This window comes from Sinomonas atrocyanea, assembly GCF_001577305.1.
Classification (GTDB): Bacteria; Actinomycetota; Actinomycetes; order Actinomycetales; family Micrococcaceae; genus Sinomonas; species Sinomonas atrocyanea.
The window spans coordinates 3,492,418-3,508,373 of record NZ_CP014518.1 but is presented as its reverse complement, the minus strand read 5'-3'; the positions used below and the strand labels follow the sequence as shown (position 1 = coordinate 3,508,373).

The window sequence follows — 15,956 nt, the reverse complement described above, 5'->3', positions numbered from 1 at the left end:
CGGAGGGCCCGAGAGTGGGACACGGGGATCCTCGCGCCAGAAGGAGCGGATCATGCCTCGGACAGCAGTGGTGACGGGGTCGGCGTCGGGCATCGGCAGGTCCACCCGTGAGCTGCTCGGACAGCGGGGCGAGAACGTCATCGGCGTCGACGTCCGTGACGCCGAGGTGGTCGCCGACCTCTCGGGAGCCGACGGCCGTGACGCCATGGTCGAGGGCGTGCGCCACCTCAGCGGCGGCCGGGTCGACTCCGTGTATGCCATTGCGGGGCTTGCAGCCCCCACGCCGGCCACTGTTGCTGTGGACTTCTTCGGAGCGCTCGCCACGCTCGAGGGACTCCGCCCCCTGCTGTCCGGCTCGCCGTCGCCCAGGGCCGTGCTGGTCTCCTCGATGGCGGCGCTCCTGCCGAGCGATGCGGAACTGGTCTCGCTGCTCACGGCCGAGGACGAGCCGGCGGCGCTGGCCCGCGCAGAGGTTCTCGCCAAGGCCGCCGAGACCACCGGCCTGATCTACTCCTCGACGAAGCTCGCGCTCTCGCGCTGGGTCCGCCGCCGGGCGGCATCGGCGGACTGGGCGGGGGCGGGGATCCCCCTCAACGCCGTGGCTCCGGGGATCATCGCCACACCCATGGCCGCCGCGATGATCTCGACGGCGGAGCAGCGCCGCGCGCTGCTGGAGAGGGTGCCGATGCCCCTGAACGGCATCGCCGAGCCGATCGTCGTGGCCCGTGCGCTGGCGTGGCTCGGCGGCGAGGAGAACACCCACCTCTGCGGCCAGATCGTCTACGTCGACGGCGGCAGCGACGCCGTCCTCCGCGGCGACGCCGTCTGGTGAGCCCCGAAGGCCGCACCCGAGAGCACCCGCCGCTGGACGGGCATCCACAGCATCTGCCCCGGAAGCCGGGGCAGATCCCGAGGGGCTTCCGCCCCGGGAAGGAAGAAGGGAAAGGAAGAGCAATGAACAGATGGACGCGGTGGGAAGACTACGTCGCGGGCGTCTGCGGCCTCTACGCCGCGGTCGCGGTCCTGTGGACCGCTCAGACAAGCACCTCGACGACCCTCATGGTGGTCTTCGGCCTCCTGCTGGTCGTCGCGGCCGTGCTGAACCTGTCGATGCCCGGTACCCCGTGGCTCGAGTACGCGCAGTGCGCCGTGGGCGTGCTGCTCTTCGCCTCGCCTTGGATGGGCGCCTACTCCGACCACACCGGTGCGGCGTGGACGTCCTGGATCGCCGGGATCGTGGCGGCCGGCGTGACCGCGGCAGCCATCCGTCCGGCCATGGAGGCACACCACCGGACGATCCCCTCGCACTGAGGCGCACCGGAGCCCGCGGCGGCCGCCCGCTTGCCTGCGCTGTGGACACCGCAGCCGACGAGCTCCGCGGCCGCCGTCGGGGAACGTCTTCCCGCTGGCGCAATGACGGAGGGACCATGGGCGCTCGGGCCGGAAGCACGGATGCACGGGCCGATCTGGAGGGCCGCGTGGCCGTGGTGACCGGGTCGACCCGGGGCCTCGGGCTCGCCATGGCACGGCTGCTGGGCCGGCACGGCGCCACCGTGGTGATCGCCTCCAGATCGGAGGCCCACGTTCGGGCTGCCAGGGACCTGCTCCAGGCGGAAGGCCTTGCGGTGCACGGGCGCCGCTGCGATACGGGCTCTCTGGCCGACGTCGAGGCGCTCCGGGACGAGGCACTCGGCTACGGCACCGTGGACATCTGGGTGAACAACGCGGGGACCGCGGGCATCTACGGGCCCACCGCCTCCACCCCGCCGGACGACTTCGAGCGCGTGGTCCGCACCAATATCCTCGGCACCTTCCACGGGGCCCGCACCGCCCTCCCGGTATTCCTCGCCCAGGGCCACGGCGACCTCGTCAACCTCTACGGACAGGGCGACCGCGGACCGGTGGCGCAGCAGAACGCCTACGCGTCGAGCAAGCGCTGGGTCCGCCAGTTCACCGAGACGCTGCAGCTGGAGACGAAAGGCACCGGGGTCCGGGTCCACGGGCTGAATCCCGGCCTCGTCATGACGGACCTGCTGGGCCACGTCTCCTCCCAGCGCGGCTACGAGCAGCGGCTGGGGGCGCTGCAGGTCGTCGTGGGCCTGTGGGGACAGACCCCCGACGACGCCGCGCGCCCCCTGCTCCGCCTGGTCACCACCGAGGCCGCCGAGTTCCGGGACCTGCGGGGCCCGACGCTGGTGGCCCGCGGACTGCGCAACCTCCTGGCCGGGCGCCTCCGCAGGGCTCACCGCATGCCGCTCGAGGTCACTGTGGTGGACGGCTCCACGAGGGGCTGAACGCTGCGGAGCCATCCGGGGTGCCGACCGGGAGCGGCCGGCGAGGATCGATCAGGCCTGGGGCGCGACGAACGCGAGGTCCAGGGTGATCACGACCTTGTCGGAGACGAGGACACCGCCGGCCTCGAGGACCGCGTTCCAGGTCAGCCCGAAGTCCTTGCGGGAGATCGTCGTCTCGCCGGAGAGGCCCGCGCGGGTCGCGCCGAAGGGATCGACGGCGACGCCGTTGAACTCGGTCTCGATGGTGACGGGCTGGGTGACGCCCTTGATGGTGAGGTTGCCGGTGACGTCGAACTCGTCGCCCTTCGCCTCGATGGAGGTGGCCTCGAAGGTCATCTCGGGGAACTTCTCGACGTCGAAGAAATCGGCGCCCTTCACGTGGCCGTCGCGGTTGGCGTCGCCGGAGTCGAAGGATGCGGTCTTGACGACGGCGGTGGCGGTGGTGTCCGCGGCGGTCGAGCCGACCGACACGGTGGCGGTGGCGTCGTTGAAGCGGCCGCGCACCTTGGAGATGCCGGCGTGGCGGACGGTGAAGCCGATCTCGCTGTGCGCGCCGTCGAGGGTCCAGGTTCCGGGGGTGAGGCCGTGGGGCAGAGTCACTGTGGTTCCTCCTGAGTGGGGTTTTGATTGAAGCGTCAACTAACCGCTGACTCAATAAAAACATGCATCTGCATGGACCGCAACCCCCCTGTGGCAGGGGTTACACAGGGAACTCTAGGGTGGGCGTGATAGTTCTACCCTTTGTAGAATCGCGGGCAGGGCCCTCTCCCGCGATTTCACGGCCGCCCACCACGTTTGAGAAACTGGAGCCATGCCCTCTTCGACCGTCCATCTGCTGCGCCACGGCGAGGTCTACAACCCCGCCGGTGTGCTCTACGGCCGGCTGCCGGACTTCCACCTGTCCGAGCTCGGCCGCCAGATGGCCAACACGGTCGCGTCCCACTTCGCCCAGCGCGCGCTCGACGGCGCGCGGGTGGTCCTGCTCGCGGCGTCGCCGCTGACCCGGGCCCAGGAGACGGCCGAGCCGAGCGCCAAGGTCCTCAACCTCGTGGTGCGGACCGAGCCGCGCATCATCGAGGCCGAGAACCACTTCGAGGGGCTCAAGGTCACCCCGCGCGAGCTCCTCAAGCCGAAGCACTGGCCCTACCTGGTGAACCCGCTCCGTCCCTCCTGGGGCGAGCCCTACGAGGAGCAGGCGGCCCGGGTCCTCGATGCCGCACGGGACGCCGCGCGCCGGGCCGCCGAGCTGGGCGGCGACGGTGCGGAGGCCATCCTGGTGGCGCACCAGCTGCCCATCTGGATGGCCCGCCTGAAGGCCGAGGGCAGGCCGCTGCCCCACGATCCCCGCAAGCGCGAGTGCACGCTCGCCTCCCTCACGTCCCTCACGATCGACACCCTCACGGGCGCCGTCACCGCCGTCCGCTACACCGAGCCCGCCGCCCGGCTGCTGCCCGGCGCGGCCACGACCCCGGGGGCCTGAATGCCCCAGGAGCACCAGATGTCCCGCGCCGAGCTGTCCCCCCGATCCGCCCCCGCCGTTCCCGGCCGCCCGACCCGCCGGCGGCTGCTCGCCGCGGCGGCGGCGGTCGGACTTGCCGCCGTGCTCTCGGGCTGCGCCGCCTCCGACCCGCTCGCCCAGCAGGCCCGGGCGGGGGACAACAAGAACTACGTGGCGGGCGATGGCTCGGTCACCGAGTATGCGAAGGACTCCCGCAAGCCGCCGGTCGACTTCACGGGCACGCTCTACGACGGCACGAAGGTCAGCTCCAAGGACTTCGCAGGCCACGTGACGGTGCTGAACTTCTGGTTCGCCGCGTGCGCCCCCTGCCGTCTCGAGGCGCCCGAGCTCGAGGCGCTGCACACCGAATTCAAGCCTCAGGGCGTGGCCTTCTACGGCGTCAACCTGCGCGACGAGCAGGGCACGGCGCAGGCCTTCGAGCAGAGCTTCAAGCTCACCTACCCGAGTTTCAACGACAAGGACGGACAGGTCCTCCTCGCGATGTCCGGGGCCGTCCCGCCCGGCGCCGTGCCCACCACGATCGTGCTCGACAAGCAGGGCCGCGTGGCCTCGCGCGTGCTCGGCCAGCTCGACAAGGGCACCCTCAAGGCCCTCATCACGTCCGCGGCGGCCGAGTAGTGGGCGGGATCTTCAGCGATACCGTCCTCAACGGCTCCCTCCTGCTCGCGCTGCCCGTGGCCCTGCTCGCGGGCGTCGTCTCCTTCCTCTCCCCGTGCGTCCTCCCGCTCGTGCCCGGCTATCTCGGGTACGTGACCGGGCTGACGGGCGTGGACCTGGCCAAGCAGCGCCGCGGCCGCATGGTCGCCGGGATCGGCCTGTTCGTGCTCGGCTTCACCGCAGTGTTCGTCGCGACCGGTGCCGTGTTCGGCCAGCTCGGCTCATGGCTCGCCATCTCCTCCGGATGGCTCACGAGGGTGCTGGGGATCGTCGTCGTGCTCATGGGGATCGTCTTCATGGGCGGCCTCGGCATCTTCCAGCGGGAGGCGCGCGTCCACGCCCGGCCGCCCGCCGGGCTCTGGGGCGCCCCGCTCCTCGGCATCACGTTCGGCCTCGGCTGGGTCCCGTGCATCGGCCCGACCCTCGCGGCGGTGCAGGTGCTCGCGTTCTCCGACGGCCCGAGCGCGTACAAGGGCGCCCTGCTGACCTTCGTCTACTGCCTCGGGCTCGGTGTGCCGTTCCTGCTCATCGCCCTGGGCCTGCGCCGCGGCCTCGGGGCCATGGCGTTCTTCAAGAAGCATCGCCGCGCCCTCCAGGGAGCCGGCGGCGGCCTGCTGATCCTCGTCGGAGTCCTCATGGTCTCCGGCGTCTGGACCTACTGGATCAGCCAGCTGCAGATCTGGATCGGAACCGTGGAGCTGCCCGTCTGATGAGTGAGACGAAGTCAAAGCCTGACAACCAGGAGAAGAAGAGCCCCAAGCCCGCCAAGGGCCGCAAGGGCAGGCAGGCGGCGCGCACCGACGTCGCACTGCCCGCCCTGGGCGTGGTGGGCATGCTCCGCTGGGCCTGGACCCAGCTGACGAGCATGCGGACGGCGCTCTTCCTCCTCCTGCTCCTGGCCGTCGCCGCAGTCCCCGGGTCGCTGTTCCCCCAGCGGCCCACGAACCCGGCCATCGTGACCCAGTACCTCAAGGACCACGCGGACTACGGCCCGATCCTGGACAAGCTCCAGATGTTCGACGTCTACTCCTCCGTCTGGTTCTCGGCCGTCTACCTGCTGCTGTTCATCTCGCTGATCGGCTGCGTGGTCCCGCGCGCCATCGCCCACTGGAAGTCCTGGCGCTCGAAGCCCCCGCGCACCCCCGCCCGCCTCTCCCGCCTGCCGGTCTACGGCACGCTCGTGGTCCCCGCCGAGCGCGGCCTGGCAGCCGCCGACGCCGCCGAGCAGGCTGCGGCGCTCCTGAAGAAGCGCGGCTACCGCGTGGACCTCCGCCCTGCCGCGCCCGAGGCCGAGGCGACGGACGCGCACGACGGCGGTGCCCGCCGTCGTGCGTCCGCCTTCCACTCGGCCTTCCACTCCGTGGGGGCCGAGAAGGGCTACCTCAAGGAACTCGGCAACCTCTGCTTCCACTCCGGACTCGTCGGGGTGCTCGTCTCGGTCGCGATCGGCGGCCTGTTCGGCTACAGCGGCCAGCGCACCCTGATCGAGGGCGAGACCTTCGTCAACACCCTCGTCGGGTACGACACGTTCAACCCCGGCACCGACTTCCAGTCCAGCTGGCTCGCGCCGTACTCCGTCCACCTGGACAAGTTCGACGTCCGCTACGACCGCGAGTCGGTCAAGCAGTTCGGACAGCCGCTCGACTTCACCGCGCACGTGACCACGAGGGATTCCCCCTCGGATCCCGAGCGGCAGCAGGACCTCAAGGTCAACGACCCGATCTCGATCGGGGCCACCGACGTGTACCTGGTCGGCAACGGCTACGCGCCGGTGGTGACGGTCCGCGGCGGCGACGGGAAGGTCGCGTTCCAGGGTCCCGTCCCGGCCATCCCGACCGACTCCGTCTACACCTCGACGATCGTCATCAAGGTCCCCGACGCCAAGCCCACCCAGCTCGGGTTCGTGGGATTCTTCCTCCCCACGGCTGAGAAGGGCGCCAACAACGTCGCCTTCAGCGCAGACCCCGATCCGCTCAACGTCCAGCTCAACCTCAACTCCTATGTGGGAGACCTCGGGCTGGACAAGGGGAAGCCCCAGAACGTCTACGCGCTCGACGTCGCCAAGCTGACCCAGGTCAATGGGCGCGACAAGCCTGCCGGGGGCATCGTGCTCGGCGCCGGGCAGTCCTACACCATGCCGAACGGCCAGGGGTCGATCACCTTCGACGGCCTCAAGCGCTACGTGGCCCTCGACATCCACCGCAACCCTGGACAGGAGTGGGCCCTCGGCTTCGCCCTGTTCTCCCTCGCCGGCCTCATCTGCTCCCTCTTCCTGACCCGGCGCCGCCTGTGGGTGCGCGTGGGCCAGCACGAGGACGGGCGCACCATGGTCGAGTACGGCCTCCTCACCCGTGGTGAAGACCACGGCGGCCTCGCGGCCGAGGGGCGGGCCGTGCGCGCCGCACTCGCCAAGGCCTGGGACGTTCCCGGCGACGGCCCCGGGGCGCAGACTAAGAACGCGAAATCCACATCGGCCGCCACAGACACATCGGCCAGTACAACAACCACCTCGGCCAGTACTCAGAAGGACGCCTGATGCCGCAGATCAATTTCACTCTCGGTGCGTACAGCGAGCTGTTCATGCTGCTTGCCGCCGGAACGTACGTCGTCGCGTTCCTCGCCTTCGCGTGGGACATGGCCACGAGCGGCAAGGTCGGCCAGCGTGACGCCGCCCTGCTGGCCGGACAGAAGGCGGAGGCTGCCGCGAAGGCCGAGGCCAAGCAGTCGGTGCTGGCCGGCGCCGGGGGCGGCAGCGGCAGCGCGGCCACCCCGGCGTCGCCGAAGAATGCGGGCGCCGGGACGGTTGAGGTGGCTGACTCCGACCTCAAGTACCGCTCCCGCCGCAAGGGCGCCCGCGTCGGCGTCGCGCTGAGCATCCTCGGCCTCGTCATCCACGCCGCGGGCGTGCTGAGTCGAGGCATCGCGGCCGGCCGCGTGCCGTGGGGCAACATGTACGAGTTCTGCACCACCGGCGCCTTCCTCGTCGTCGCGGTCTTCCTCGTGGTGCTCATCCGCCGGGACCTGCGCTTCCTCGGCACGTTCGTGCTCGGCCTCGCCGTGGTCATGATGGTGGCCGCGGCGGTCGCGTTCTACATCCCGGTGGGGCACCTCGTCCCCGCCCTGCAGAGCTACTGGCTCGTCATCCACGTCTCGATCGCCGTGCTCTCCTCGGCGCTGTTCACGCTGACGTTCTCGATGGCCGTCCTGCAGCTCCTGCAGAGCCGGCGCGAGGCGAAGATCGCCGCCGGCGGCCTCGACACCGGGTCGTTCATGCGCCTGGTGCCCAGCTCGCTGACCCTCGAGGCGCTGTCCTACCGGATCAACACCATCGCCTTCGTGGGCTGGACGCTGACCGTGATGTTCGGCTCGATCTGGGCCGAGAAGGCCTGGGGCCGCTTCTGGGGCTGGGACACCAAGGAGGTCTGGAGCTTCGTCATCTGGGTCGTGTACGCGGCCTATCTCCACGCCCGCGCGACCCGCGGCTGGACGGGTGCCCGCGCCGCCTGGCTGTCGATCGTCGGCTACCTGTGCGTGATCTTCAACTTCACCGTGGTCAACATCTACTTCTCGGGCCTGCACTCCTACGGCGGCGTCAGCGCCGGCTGAGCGGCGCGGAAGAGCTCCGCTCCAGGATCGCGGGCTCAGAGCCCGCGGAGGAAGTCAGGGTCGTCGTCCGGTGCCATCGGGCGGCGGCCCTTTCCGTTGCTGCCGCGCGGCGGCGTGGTGCCCCGCGGGCGCCCGAACACGAACCACAGGACGGTGCCCACGGCGGGCAGGACCGAGATGAGGAACCAGAGCGTCTTCGAGATGCCGCCCCGGACGGCGCGGCGGTCACTCAACGCGCAGTCCACCATGCCGTAGAGCCATGCGACCAGGACGATGAGCCAGGGCAGGACGCGGATCATAGGACCATTTTAGTAAACTCGTCCAGTGGCATCCCTCAAGTACTTCCTCCTCCGCGCCGTCCTCTTCGTTGTGCCGTTCGCCGTCTTCATGGTGCTGCGCATCGGGGTAGTCCTCTCGGCCATCTATGCCGTGCTCATCGCCTTCGCCATCAACTTCCTGTTCCTGACTCGGCAGCGCAATGCGGCCGCGAGCGAAGTCCGCGACGTCTTCGGCGGCCGCAAGCAGGTGCGTTCCAAGCGCGAGCTTGCCGACGCCGAGGTGGAGGACGCGCTCGACGAGGCGCAGCGGGCCGACGAGGAAGCCGAGTACGAGGGCGCCGAGCGTGACGAGAACCCAAGCGCCGAGGGTGAGGAGAACCCAAGCGCCGAAGGCTGGAAGGCCGAAGGCGACAGGGCCGAAGGCGACACGGACGTCCAGGGCCACGGGGCCCTACGCGAGCCTGCGTCCCAGGGCCGCAGGACTGAGGACCGCAAGACCGAGGGCCGCAAGGCCGAGGACCTGAAAACCGAGGACCTGAAGGCGCAGGACTCCGGCGAGCAGGGGACTGCCTCCTAATCCCACGCTAGAACGGTGGCGGTGGGTCGCTCTCGGGGTAGGTGATGTAGCGCCGGCCGGCTGGGGAGGTCCATTCGATCGTCCCTGGGGGTGCCGCGGAGCGCTGCGCGGGCGATGTCGGTGAGCCGTGCGAGGGGGCCGCTGGGCCAGCCTGCGGGCGCCCGATCTGCCGAGCCCTCCAGTGACCCTCGCTCTTGAGCCGATGGTGCTCCCGACACAGGAGGGCGAGGTTCCCTGTGCTGGTCTCGCCGCCGCTCGCCCAGGCCGTGGTGTGGTCGGCTTCGGTCGCTGTCGACGGCCTGTCGCATCCGGGGAACCGGCACACCACGTCCCGGGCGCCGAGCTGCCGGCGCATCGCAGCGCTCGGTCTGTAGCGTGTGCGGCCGAGCGCAAGGGGCGCGCCGGTCCCGGGGTCGACCCACAGTCGGGTCCACGTGGCCGCCTGCGAGGCCAGGAGGCGGGCTGCGTCCGGATCGAGGGGCCCGTAGCCGAGGATCTCTCCGGGAGCGCTCCCGGAGCCCTCAAGGGTGCCCAGCGGGACCGTGGCGATGATCTGGGCGCGGGGCCCCGCCGCGGGCCGCCCGTCAGCGGTGAGGGCAGCGGTGAGGAGGTCCGCGAACACGTCGGCCCGGAGCTGGGGGAGCGTGCGGCCCTCCGAGGCACTCTGGAGGAAACGCGCCATGCTCTCCAAGCGGGTGTCGATCGCAGCGGCGTCCTCGAGCGGCAGATAGGCCGTGAGCCAGCACATCGCGTCGCCGGCGGGCTCGATGTCCACGCGGCGGTGCTCACGGGCCTTGGCCTTGCGGAGGGCAAGCGGCTCGACGGCGTGCCGCTCGGCCACCCGCCGGAGCTGCCGCCCAAGAGCTCCCGGGCTCTGCAGTCGGTCGGCGTCGAGGCTGCCGTCGGGGCCGGTGGGGACTGCGACGGCGACAGCCTCCGCGACGAAGGCCGCCAGGCGTTCCGGCGGAACCGGCGTTGCGGCGTCAAGGACCGTCCGGGCGCGGCGCTGCGGGAGGAGCCCTGCGTGCATGGCATCGACCAGGGGGCGCCAGGCGGGCCGGGAGAGTTCGAGAGCCTCGGTGACCATGCCCTTTGCCGTGCGTGCTGAGAGGTTCAGGGCGGCCGCGACCTCGGATGCTGCAATAGAGGCGGCGCCGAGGCGGCGGAAGGGATCGTCCGACGAGCCACCGACCGCCCGCGCGAGCGAGGCGAGTGTCAGGAGGCGTTCGGCGGCACGTGAGGCGTCCTCGCGGTCGAGTCGCTCCAGACGGGCGATCAGGACCTGCGCGGCCTCGGCCTCGATATCCGCCACGATCGCGGCGGGGGAGGGGAGGCCGACGTCGGGGAGGGAGCGCTGGGCCGTGGGCCCGCGGTGCCCGGCCTCCGGCTGCTCGCCCGCCGCCGCGCCGGCTTCGGCCTCGGCTTCGGCATCGGCGGCAATGATGGCCAGCAGTTCGGGATCGGGCCCGGGTTGCCGAAGTGGCCGCGTCGAAGGATCGTCGCGACGTTCCCAGACGCTGAGCAGCCACGGCGAGGGCTCTACCGGGCCTCCCGCGGCGGCGTCGGCCTCGTCAGCCTCGCGAATCGCCTCGAGCTCGAGGGCGGCCCACCACGCGCCGCCCCCTTCGGCGGAGCCGGCGGACTCCTCGAACTCACGTCCGATGCTCATGGAACAATGCTAGGACACACCTACGACACTTCTCGCTGGCCGTCGGTGCCGCCCACAGGGCGCCTAGAACAGGGTCCTCAGCACCACGGCCACCGTGAACAGCCCGGCGTAGCCGAGGTTGATGAAGCCCGTCTGCTGGAGGACCGGGATGAGCCGGGGCCCCTTCTTCCCGCCGAGCATGAGCCACGACGGAGTGAGGCACGCCGGAACCAGCAGCAGCATGACCAGCATCCACGGGTTCCACGGCACCAGCAGGAGAGGCCCGAGGACCGCGATGCCGAGCATCCACACGTAGGCCCTGCGGGCCCTGTAGTCGCCCAGCCGCACGGCCAGGGTCCGCTTGCCCGCCAGCTCGTCCGTCGGGATGTCGCGCACGTTGTTGGCCATCAGGAGCCCGTCGGCGATCAGCCCTGTGCCGACGGCCCCGATCCACGAGGCCGCGCTGAGGGTGCCCGCCTGGGTGTACGTGGTGCCGAGCGTGGCCACGAGGCCGAAGAACACGAACACGAACACGTCGCCCAGCCCGAGGTAGCCGTACGGGTTCTTGCCCCCGGTGTAGCCCCAGGCCGCCGCGACGCATCCGACGCCGACGAGCAGCAGCCACCACGTCTGCGAGACCACCACGAGGGCGAGCCCGCACAGCATGGCCGCCCCGAACGCGATGAAGGCGGCGCGCTTGACCTGGGCGGGCGCGGCGGCCTTGGAGCCCGTGAGCCGGAAAGGTCCCACGCGGTCGTCGTCGGTGCCGCGGATCCCGTCGGAGTAGTCGTTGGCGTAGTTCACGCCGACCTGGAGCAGCACCGCGACGAGCGCGGCCAGCACGGCATTGACCGGCTTGAACGCTCCGAGCCCGTAGGCGGCCGCGGTGCCGATCACCACGGGCGCGACGGCCATGGGCAGGGTGCGCGGCCGGGAGCCGGAGATCCATTGGGCGGGTGTTGCCACGTGCTGATTCCTCTGAAGCTGGTCGGTGGGTGGAGGCTGATGGATGACGCCGGCTGCCGGCGCCCCGGGCTAGCGCCTGCGGTGCCTGGCGGCCAGGAGCTCGGTGAGGGCCCTGCGGTCGGGCTTGCCGTTGGGCAGGAGCGGGAGCGCCTCAAGCGCCAGCCAGGACTTGGGCGCGAGCCTGCCGAGCCGCTCTGCGGCCGCGGCCCGGACGTCCTCCGGCACCGTGCCTTCGCCCGGCTCTTCCCGATCCTCCGGACCGTTCCGATCCTCCGGCACCGCGAGCACGACGGCCGCCACCAGCGCCTGCCCCCACTCCGGGTCGTCGACGCCGGCCACGAACGCCTCGCGCACTCCCGGCAGGCCCTCGACTGCTGCCGCCACCCGAGCGGCGGAGGCCTTGACGCCGCCGGTGATGACGACGTCGTCCGCCCGCCCCAGGATCCTCAGGCGGCCGTCGGGCCCGAACTCGCCCACGTCGGAGCTCAGGTACCACCGGCGGCCGTCACCGTCGGTGCGGAAATGCTCGGCCGTGCGCTCCGGATCGCCCACGTACCCGGCGGCCACGACCTCGCCGCCGAGCCACACCCGGCCGTCCACGAGTTCCACCTCGACGCCGTCCAGCGGCACGCCGTCGTACACGCAGCCGCCGCAGGTCTCGGCCGAGCCGTAGGTCGTCACGACGTGCACCCCGGCCTCGCGGGCCCGTTCCAGGAGGTCGGGGGGCATCGCGGCGCCGCCCAGGAGCACGGCGTTGAAGCGGTTCAGGGCAGCAAGCACGCGGGGAGAGCCGTCGTCGAGCAGGCGGCGCAGCTGGGTCGGCACGAGGGAGGTGAGGCGGATCGGATCGGTGAGGGCCTCCGCCGCGTCGGCGAAGGCCTCCGGCGTGAACCCGGCCGTGAGGTCCATGGCCCACGGTCGCGTCCCCGCGAACAGGGACCGGACGAGGACCTGCACGCCTGCGACGTAGTCGAGGGGCAGCGCGAGCAGCCATTGCCCCTCGCCCCTGAGCCTCATCGCCGTGGCAGCCGAGGACGCCGCGAGGGCGTCGACGGTGAGGGCGGTGGCCTTCGGCTGCCCGGTCGAGCCCGACGTGCGCACCACCACCGCCGTGCCCTCGGGCAGCGCCGACCCGTCGGCGCGCGCGGCCTGGCCCGAGCCGCCGGGCCCGAACTCGACTGCTGGGCCCTCGCCCGCGAGCGCGGCGGCGAGGGCTGAGAGCACGGGGTCCAGGTTCACGGTGTGGGTGCGCCTCTCGTTGAAGGGTCAGGTCCGCCGGGCCGAGGAGTCACCTCCGCCGGGCTGAGGAGTCAGAAGTAGTACGGGAAGCTCGACCAGTCCGGGTCGCGCTTCTGCAGGAACGCGTCCCGCCCCTCCACGGCCTCGTCCGTCATGTACGCAAGCCGCGTGGCCTCGCCCGCGAACACCTGCTGGCCCGCGAGGCCGTCGTCCGCGAGGTTGAACGCGAACTTGAGCATCCGGACGGCCTGGGGGGACTGGCGAGCGATGTCCGCCGCGTACTCGAGCGCGACCTCCTCGAGGCGGCCGTGCTCCACCGCCTCGTTCACCGCGCCCATCGCGACCATGTCCTCCGCCGAGTACTCGCGGGCGAGGAAGAAGATCTCCCGGGCCCGCTTCTGCCCGATCTGGCGCGCCAGCAGCGCCGAGCCGTACCCGGCGTCGAACGAGCCGACGGTCGCGTCAGTCTGCTTGAACTTCCCGTGCTCGCGCGAGGCGATCGTGAGGTCGGAGACGACGTGGAGCGAGTGGCCGCCGCCGGCAGCCCAGCCGTTGACCACCGCGATGACCACCTTGGGCATGGTCCGCATGAGCCGCTGCACCTCGAGGATGTGGAGGCGTCCCGCGCGGGCCGGGTCGATCGTCTCGGCCGTCTCGCCGGAGGCGTACTGGTAGCCGGCGCGCCCGCGGATGCGCTGGTCGCCACCCGAGCAGAACGCATGGCCGCCGTCCTTCGGGGAGGGGCCGTTGCCGGTGAGGAGCACGGTGGCGACGTCGGGGGTCATGCGGGCGTGGTCCATGGCGCGGTAGAGCTCGTCCACCGTGCCGGGCCGGAACGCGTTGCGGACCTCGGGCCGGTTGAACGCGATCCGCACCGTGGGCAGGTCGCGGACGACGGCGCCCCTCGAGTCCCGCTCGACCTGCCGGTGGTAGGTCAGATCCTCGAAATCGAAACCCTCGACCGCGCGCCAGCGCGTGGGGTCGAAGACGTCAGAGACCTTCTCGGGCAGGGCGGGCTGCTCATTCGCGGAACTGGTGGTCACGTGAAGGGAGTCTAGTCGGCGTCGCGAGAAGGGGAGCCCCGAGGGGCGGGCAGGGGCTGCGCCGAGACGCCTCGGGGCCCCCGAGGTCTAGGCCGCGGGCGATCCCGCGGCCGGCCCCACCGACGCCCGCTCGACGAGGTGGGCCCTCAGCGGCAGCTGTTCCGCAGGAACCCGATGGCCGAGCCGACGCAGCAACGCCCGGGCTGCTTCCCGTCCCATGTCGTAGACCGGCTGTGACACGACGGTCAGAGGCGGCTCCACCAGCTCGGTCCACGGAAAGTCGTCGTAGGCGACCACCGAGATGTCCTGGGGCACCCGAAGCCCGCGGCGCTTGATCTGGCCGAGCACGCCCAGGGCAATCCGGCTGTCCGAGCAGACGACGGCGGTCGCCGGCCCAGGGCGGTCGAGCAGGTCCGCGCAGGCGGCGGCGAGCGCGTCATCGGATGCGGCATTGAGCTTCACCAGGCTCCGGTCCCACTCCGCCCCGGCCTCTCTGAACGCCCGCTCGATTCCGCCCACGCGGTCGGCGACAGGGGAGAGGCCGAGATCCGTACCCTGTTCGTACGGTTCCTCCACGCGGAGGCTCGAGATGTAGCCGATCCGACGGTGCCCAGCGTCCAGCAGCAGCCGCCCCACCTGGAGGGCCGCTTCCGCGAAGTCGACGCGGACGGTGTCGAGGGCCCATCCGCGGACGCCGCGGTCGAACAGGACGACAGTGCGGTTGTGGTCGTGCGCAGACTCCAGGTGGGCGGCCTCGGTGCTTGAGCAGGGTGCGACGATGAGGCCGGCCACCCGCTGCTGCAGCAGTTCTTGGACGGCGCCGACCTCGGCAGTCAGGTCTTCGTCCGTGTTCACGAGGACCACCGTGTACCCAGCCTCCCGCACCTCGTCGGAAATTCCGCGAAGCGCCAGCCCGAAGTGGGCGTTCTCGATGTCCCCGACCACGACCCCAATCGAGTTGGACCGCCCCGTGGTCATGCTCCGGGCGAGCTGGTTGGGCCTGTACCCGAGCTCCTCGGCCGCCGAGACCACGACGGAGAGCACCTGCTCGCTGACTGCCCCGTAGCCGCCGAGCGCCCTCGCAGCCTGCGCCTTGGACACTCCCGCGGCCCGCGCCACATCGGCGACCGTTGCCTCGCGGACCCCTTGCTCTCGTTTCGTCACATGCCCATCCCATCGGGAAAAAGAGATTGACGCCACACGGTGGCGTAAGTACAGTCACATCATCCCCGAAGTTGAGACCGGTCTCAACTTCCTTGGCTGAGACCGGTCTCACTACCAGAACGGAAGTCCCCTCATGCGGAGCATCAAAGCAGCGGCACTGGCGGCAGCGGCCGCACTCGCCCTCTCCCTGTCAGCCTGCGGCGGCTCGAGCAGCGCGTCATCCACGGCTGCGGCGTCAAACCCCTACGGCCTCATCACCCCCGGGCAGTTCCGTGTCGCGAGCGTCGGCGACTCCAAGCCCTACACGTTCACTGACTCGTCCGGGAAGTTCACCGGCTTCGACGTCGAGCTCTTCACTGACGTCGCGCACCGGGCCGGCATCGACAATGTCGTCTTCACCGGCCAGGACTTCTCCGCGATCCTTCCCGCCGTCGCGAACGGGCAATTCGACGTCGGCGTCGCCGCCATCGGCATCACGGACAAGCGCAAGCAGACTGTCGACTTCTCTGACGGCTACCTCGCCGGATACCTCACCGTGCTCACGACGAAGGCGTCGGGAGTCACGAGTGCCGATGCGATCAAGGGCAAGCGTCTCGGTGTCGTGCAGGGCACCCTGCAGGAGACCTACGCCATGAAGAACTTCCCCGACTCGAACCTCGTCCGCTTCCCGGACAACAACGCCGCGGTCTCGGCCCTCAACTCGGGCACGATCGACGCCCACTTCCTCGACTACGAGGCTGCCAAGGACTACGTCTCGAAGTTCGGTCTCGTCGACGCGGCCGACATTCCGTCCTTCGACGCCCCTGCAGGCTTCGCCATTGCCAAGAACAAGCCTGCCCTCAAGGACGCGCTGAACAAGGCGCTCAAGGCTGCGATGGCCGACGGCACATGGAAGCGCCTCTACCAGAAGTGGTTCCCGGGTTCGCCCATGCCGAAGCAGTACCTGCCCGCTTCCGACCAGTAAC

The 15,956-nt window shown here is 70.9% G+C and carries 17 protein-coding genes; 10 read left to right on the top strand and 7 right to left on the bottom strand.

The genetic code is table 11. The features are described 5' to 3' along the window. Window positions 1–52 precede the first annotated feature (52 nt). From SA2016_RS16120 to SA2016_RS16110, 3 genes are all read left to right on the top strand, one after another. On the top strand, window positions 53–832 hold the full coding sequence (locus SA2016_RS16120) for an SDR family oxidoreductase (protein ID WP_066500013.1): 780 nt from the start codon (window positions 53–55) through the stop codon (window positions 830–832). A 122-nt stretch (window positions 833–954) separates the two neighbouring features. Beyond that, window positions 955–1,311, top strand: a complete 357-nt coding sequence (locus tag SA2016_RS16115; RefSeq protein ID WP_066500011.1) for an SPW repeat protein — start codon at window positions 955–957, stop codon at window positions 1,309–1,311. Window positions 1,312–1,427: 116 nt separating this feature from the next. Beyond that, on the top strand, window positions 1,428–2,294 hold the full coding sequence (locus SA2016_RS16110; RefSeq protein ID WP_066500008.1) for an SDR family NAD(P)-dependent oxidoreductase: 867 nt from the start codon (window positions 1,428–1,430) through the stop codon (window positions 2,292–2,294). Between the two features lie 51 nt (window positions 2,295–2,345). Here the strand turns inward: SA2016_RS16110 and SA2016_RS16105 are convergent, their stop codons facing one another. Beyond that, a complete protein-coding gene (locus tag SA2016_RS16105; protein WP_066500006.1) occupies window positions 2,346–2,894 on the bottom strand; it encodes a YceI family protein in 549 nt (182 codons plus the stop codon). A gap of 211 nt (window positions 2,895–3,105) precedes the next feature. On the opposite strand from SA2016_RS16105, the gene SA2016_RS16100 reads away from it, so the two are divergent. Genes SA2016_RS16100 through ccsB form a run of 5 tightly spaced genes read left to right on the top strand, consistent with a single transcriptional unit; the run spans window position 3,106 to window position 8,076 of the window. Next, window positions 3,106–3,774, top strand: a complete 669-nt coding sequence (locus tag SA2016_RS16100) for a histidine phosphatase family protein (RefSeq protein WP_066500003.1) — start codon at window positions 3,106–3,108, stop codon at window positions 3,772–3,774. Between the two features lie 18 nt (window positions 3,775–3,792). Beyond that, window positions 3,793–4,431: a TlpA family protein disulfide reductase gene (locus tag SA2016_RS16095; RefSeq protein ID WP_084249591.1), complete on the top strand. Its 639-nt coding sequence runs from the start codon at window positions 3,793–3,795 to the stop codon at window positions 4,429–4,431. Beyond that, window positions 4,431–5,180 (top strand): cytochrome c biogenesis CcdA family protein, encoded by a 750-nt coding sequence (locus tag SA2016_RS16090; RefSeq protein WP_066500000.1) that lies wholly within the window; start codon window positions 4,431–4,433, stop codon window positions 5,178–5,180. The genes SA2016_RS16095 and SA2016_RS16090 overlap by 1 nt, the downstream gene beginning before the upstream one ends. Then, window positions 5,180–7,006 carry a cytochrome c biogenesis protein ResB gene (resB, locus tag SA2016_RS16085; RefSeq protein WP_066499997.1) on the top strand — a complete coding sequence of 609 codons (1,827 nt, stop codon included), beginning with the start codon at window positions 5,180–5,182 and terminating at the stop codon, window positions 7,004–7,006. Before SA2016_RS16090 ends, resB begins: the two co-directional genes overlap by 1 nt. After that, entirely contained in the window at window positions 7,006–8,076 is a 1,071-nt protein-coding gene (ccsB, locus tag SA2016_RS16080) for a c-type cytochrome biogenesis protein CcsB (protein WP_066499994.1), read from the top strand. Before resB ends, ccsB begins: the two co-directional genes overlap by 1 nt. Window positions 8,077–8,111: 35 nt before the next feature. Here ccsB and SA2016_RS16075 read toward each other — a convergent pair whose 3' ends face one another. Then, window positions 8,112–8,375: a PLD nuclease N-terminal domain-containing protein gene (locus SA2016_RS16075; RefSeq protein ID WP_066499992.1), complete on the bottom strand. Its 264-nt coding sequence runs from the start codon at window positions 8,373–8,375 to the stop codon at window positions 8,112–8,114. A gap of 25 nt (window positions 8,376–8,400) precedes the next feature. Between SA2016_RS16075 and SA2016_RS21015 the strand changes: the two genes are divergently transcribed. After that, entirely contained in the window at window positions 8,401–8,931 is a 531-nt protein-coding gene (locus SA2016_RS21015; protein WP_084249590.1) for a DUF4229 domain-containing protein, read from the top strand. A gap of 7 nt (window positions 8,932–8,938) precedes the next feature. On the opposite strand, the gene SA2016_RS16065 is transcribed toward SA2016_RS21015, so the two are convergent. The 5 genes from SA2016_RS16065 to SA2016_RS16045 all read right to left on the bottom strand — a co-directional run bounded on the left by SA2016_RS16065 (window position 8,939) and on the right by SA2016_RS16045 (window position 14,991). Continuing rightward, window positions 8,939–10,600, bottom strand: coding sequence for an HNH endonuclease signature motif containing protein (locus SA2016_RS16065; protein ID WP_066499989.1), 1,662 nt, complete (start codon window positions 10,598–10,600; stop codon window positions 8,939–8,941). A 63-nt stretch (window positions 10,601–10,663) separates the two neighbouring features. Continuing rightward, complete coding sequence (locus SA2016_RS16060; RefSeq protein ID WP_066499986.1) at window positions 10,664–11,545, bottom strand: 1,4-dihydroxy-2-naphthoate polyprenyltransferase; 882 nt, start codon at window positions 11,543–11,545, stop codon at window positions 10,664–10,666. Window positions 11,546–11,614: 69 nt separating this feature from the next. After that, a complete protein-coding gene (locus SA2016_RS16055; RefSeq protein ID WP_066499980.1) occupies window positions 11,615–12,784 on the bottom strand; it encodes an AMP-binding protein in 1,170 nt (389 codons plus the stop codon). Window positions 12,785–12,855: 71 nt separating this feature from the next. Then, the gene (locus SA2016_RS16050) at window positions 12,856–13,827 is read right to left on the bottom strand and encodes a 1,4-dihydroxy-2-naphthoyl-CoA synthase (protein ID WP_066499977.1); all 972 of its coding nucleotides are present in this window, start codon (window positions 13,825–13,827) and stop codon (window positions 12,856–12,858) included. Window positions 13,828–13,914: 87 nt separating this feature from the next. Continuing rightward, window positions 13,915–14,991 carry a LacI family DNA-binding transcriptional regulator gene (locus tag SA2016_RS16045; protein ID WP_066499974.1) on the bottom strand — a complete coding sequence of 359 codons (1,077 nt, stop codon included), beginning with the start codon at window positions 14,989–14,991 and terminating at the stop codon, window positions 13,915–13,917. A 133-nt stretch (window positions 14,992–15,124) separates the two neighbouring features. Between SA2016_RS16045 and SA2016_RS16040 the strand changes: the two genes are divergently transcribed. Beyond that, a complete protein-coding gene (locus tag SA2016_RS16040) occupies window positions 15,125–15,955 on the top strand; it encodes an ABC transporter substrate-binding protein (RefSeq protein ID WP_066499973.1) in 831 nt (276 codons plus the stop codon). The last annotated feature ends 1 nt before the right edge of the window (window position 15,956 follow it).

What these genes read in the sequence shown, in the direction of transcription:
- SA2016_RS16120 (WP_066500013.1), top strand. Translation starts at nt 53, where the DNA reads ATGCCTCGGACAGCAGTGGTGACGGGGTCGGCGTCGGGCATCGGCAGG.
- SA2016_RS16110 (WP_066500008.1), top strand. Translation starts at nt 1,428, where the DNA reads ATGGGCGCTCGGGCCGGAAGCACGGATGCACGGGCCGATCTGGAGGGC.
- SA2016_RS16065 (WP_066499989.1), bottom strand. Translation starts at nt 10,600, where the DNA reads ATGAGCATCGGACGTGAGTTCGAGGAGTCCGCCGGCTCCGCCGAAGGG.
- SA2016_RS16095 (WP_084249591.1), top strand. Translation starts at nt 3,793, where the DNA reads ATGTCCCGCGCCGAGCTGTCCCCCCGATCCGCCCCCGCCGTTCCCGGC.
- SA2016_RS16075 (WP_066499992.1), bottom strand. Translation starts at nt 8,375, where the DNA reads ATGATCCGCGTCCTGCCCTGGCTCATCGTCCTGGTCGCATGGCTCTAC.
- ccsB (WP_066499994.1), top strand. Translation starts at nt 7,006, where the DNA reads ATGCCGCAGATCAATTTCACTCTCGGTGCGTACAGCGAGCTGTTCATG.
- SA2016_RS16040 (WP_066499973.1), top strand. Translation starts at nt 15,125, where the DNA reads ATGCGGAGCATCAAAGCAGCGGCACTGGCGGCAGCGGCCGCACTCGCC.
- SA2016_RS16115 (WP_066500011.1), top strand. Translation starts at nt 955, where the DNA reads ATGAACAGATGGACGCGGTGGGAAGACTACGTCGCGGGCGTCTGCGGC.
- SA2016_RS16100 (WP_066500003.1), top strand. Translation starts at nt 3,106, where the DNA reads ATGCCCTCTTCGACCGTCCATCTGCTGCGCCACGGCGAGGTCTACAAC.
- resB (WP_066499997.1), top strand. Translation starts at nt 5,180, where the DNA reads ATGAGTGAGACGAAGTCAAAGCCTGACAACCAGGAGAAGAAGAGCCCC.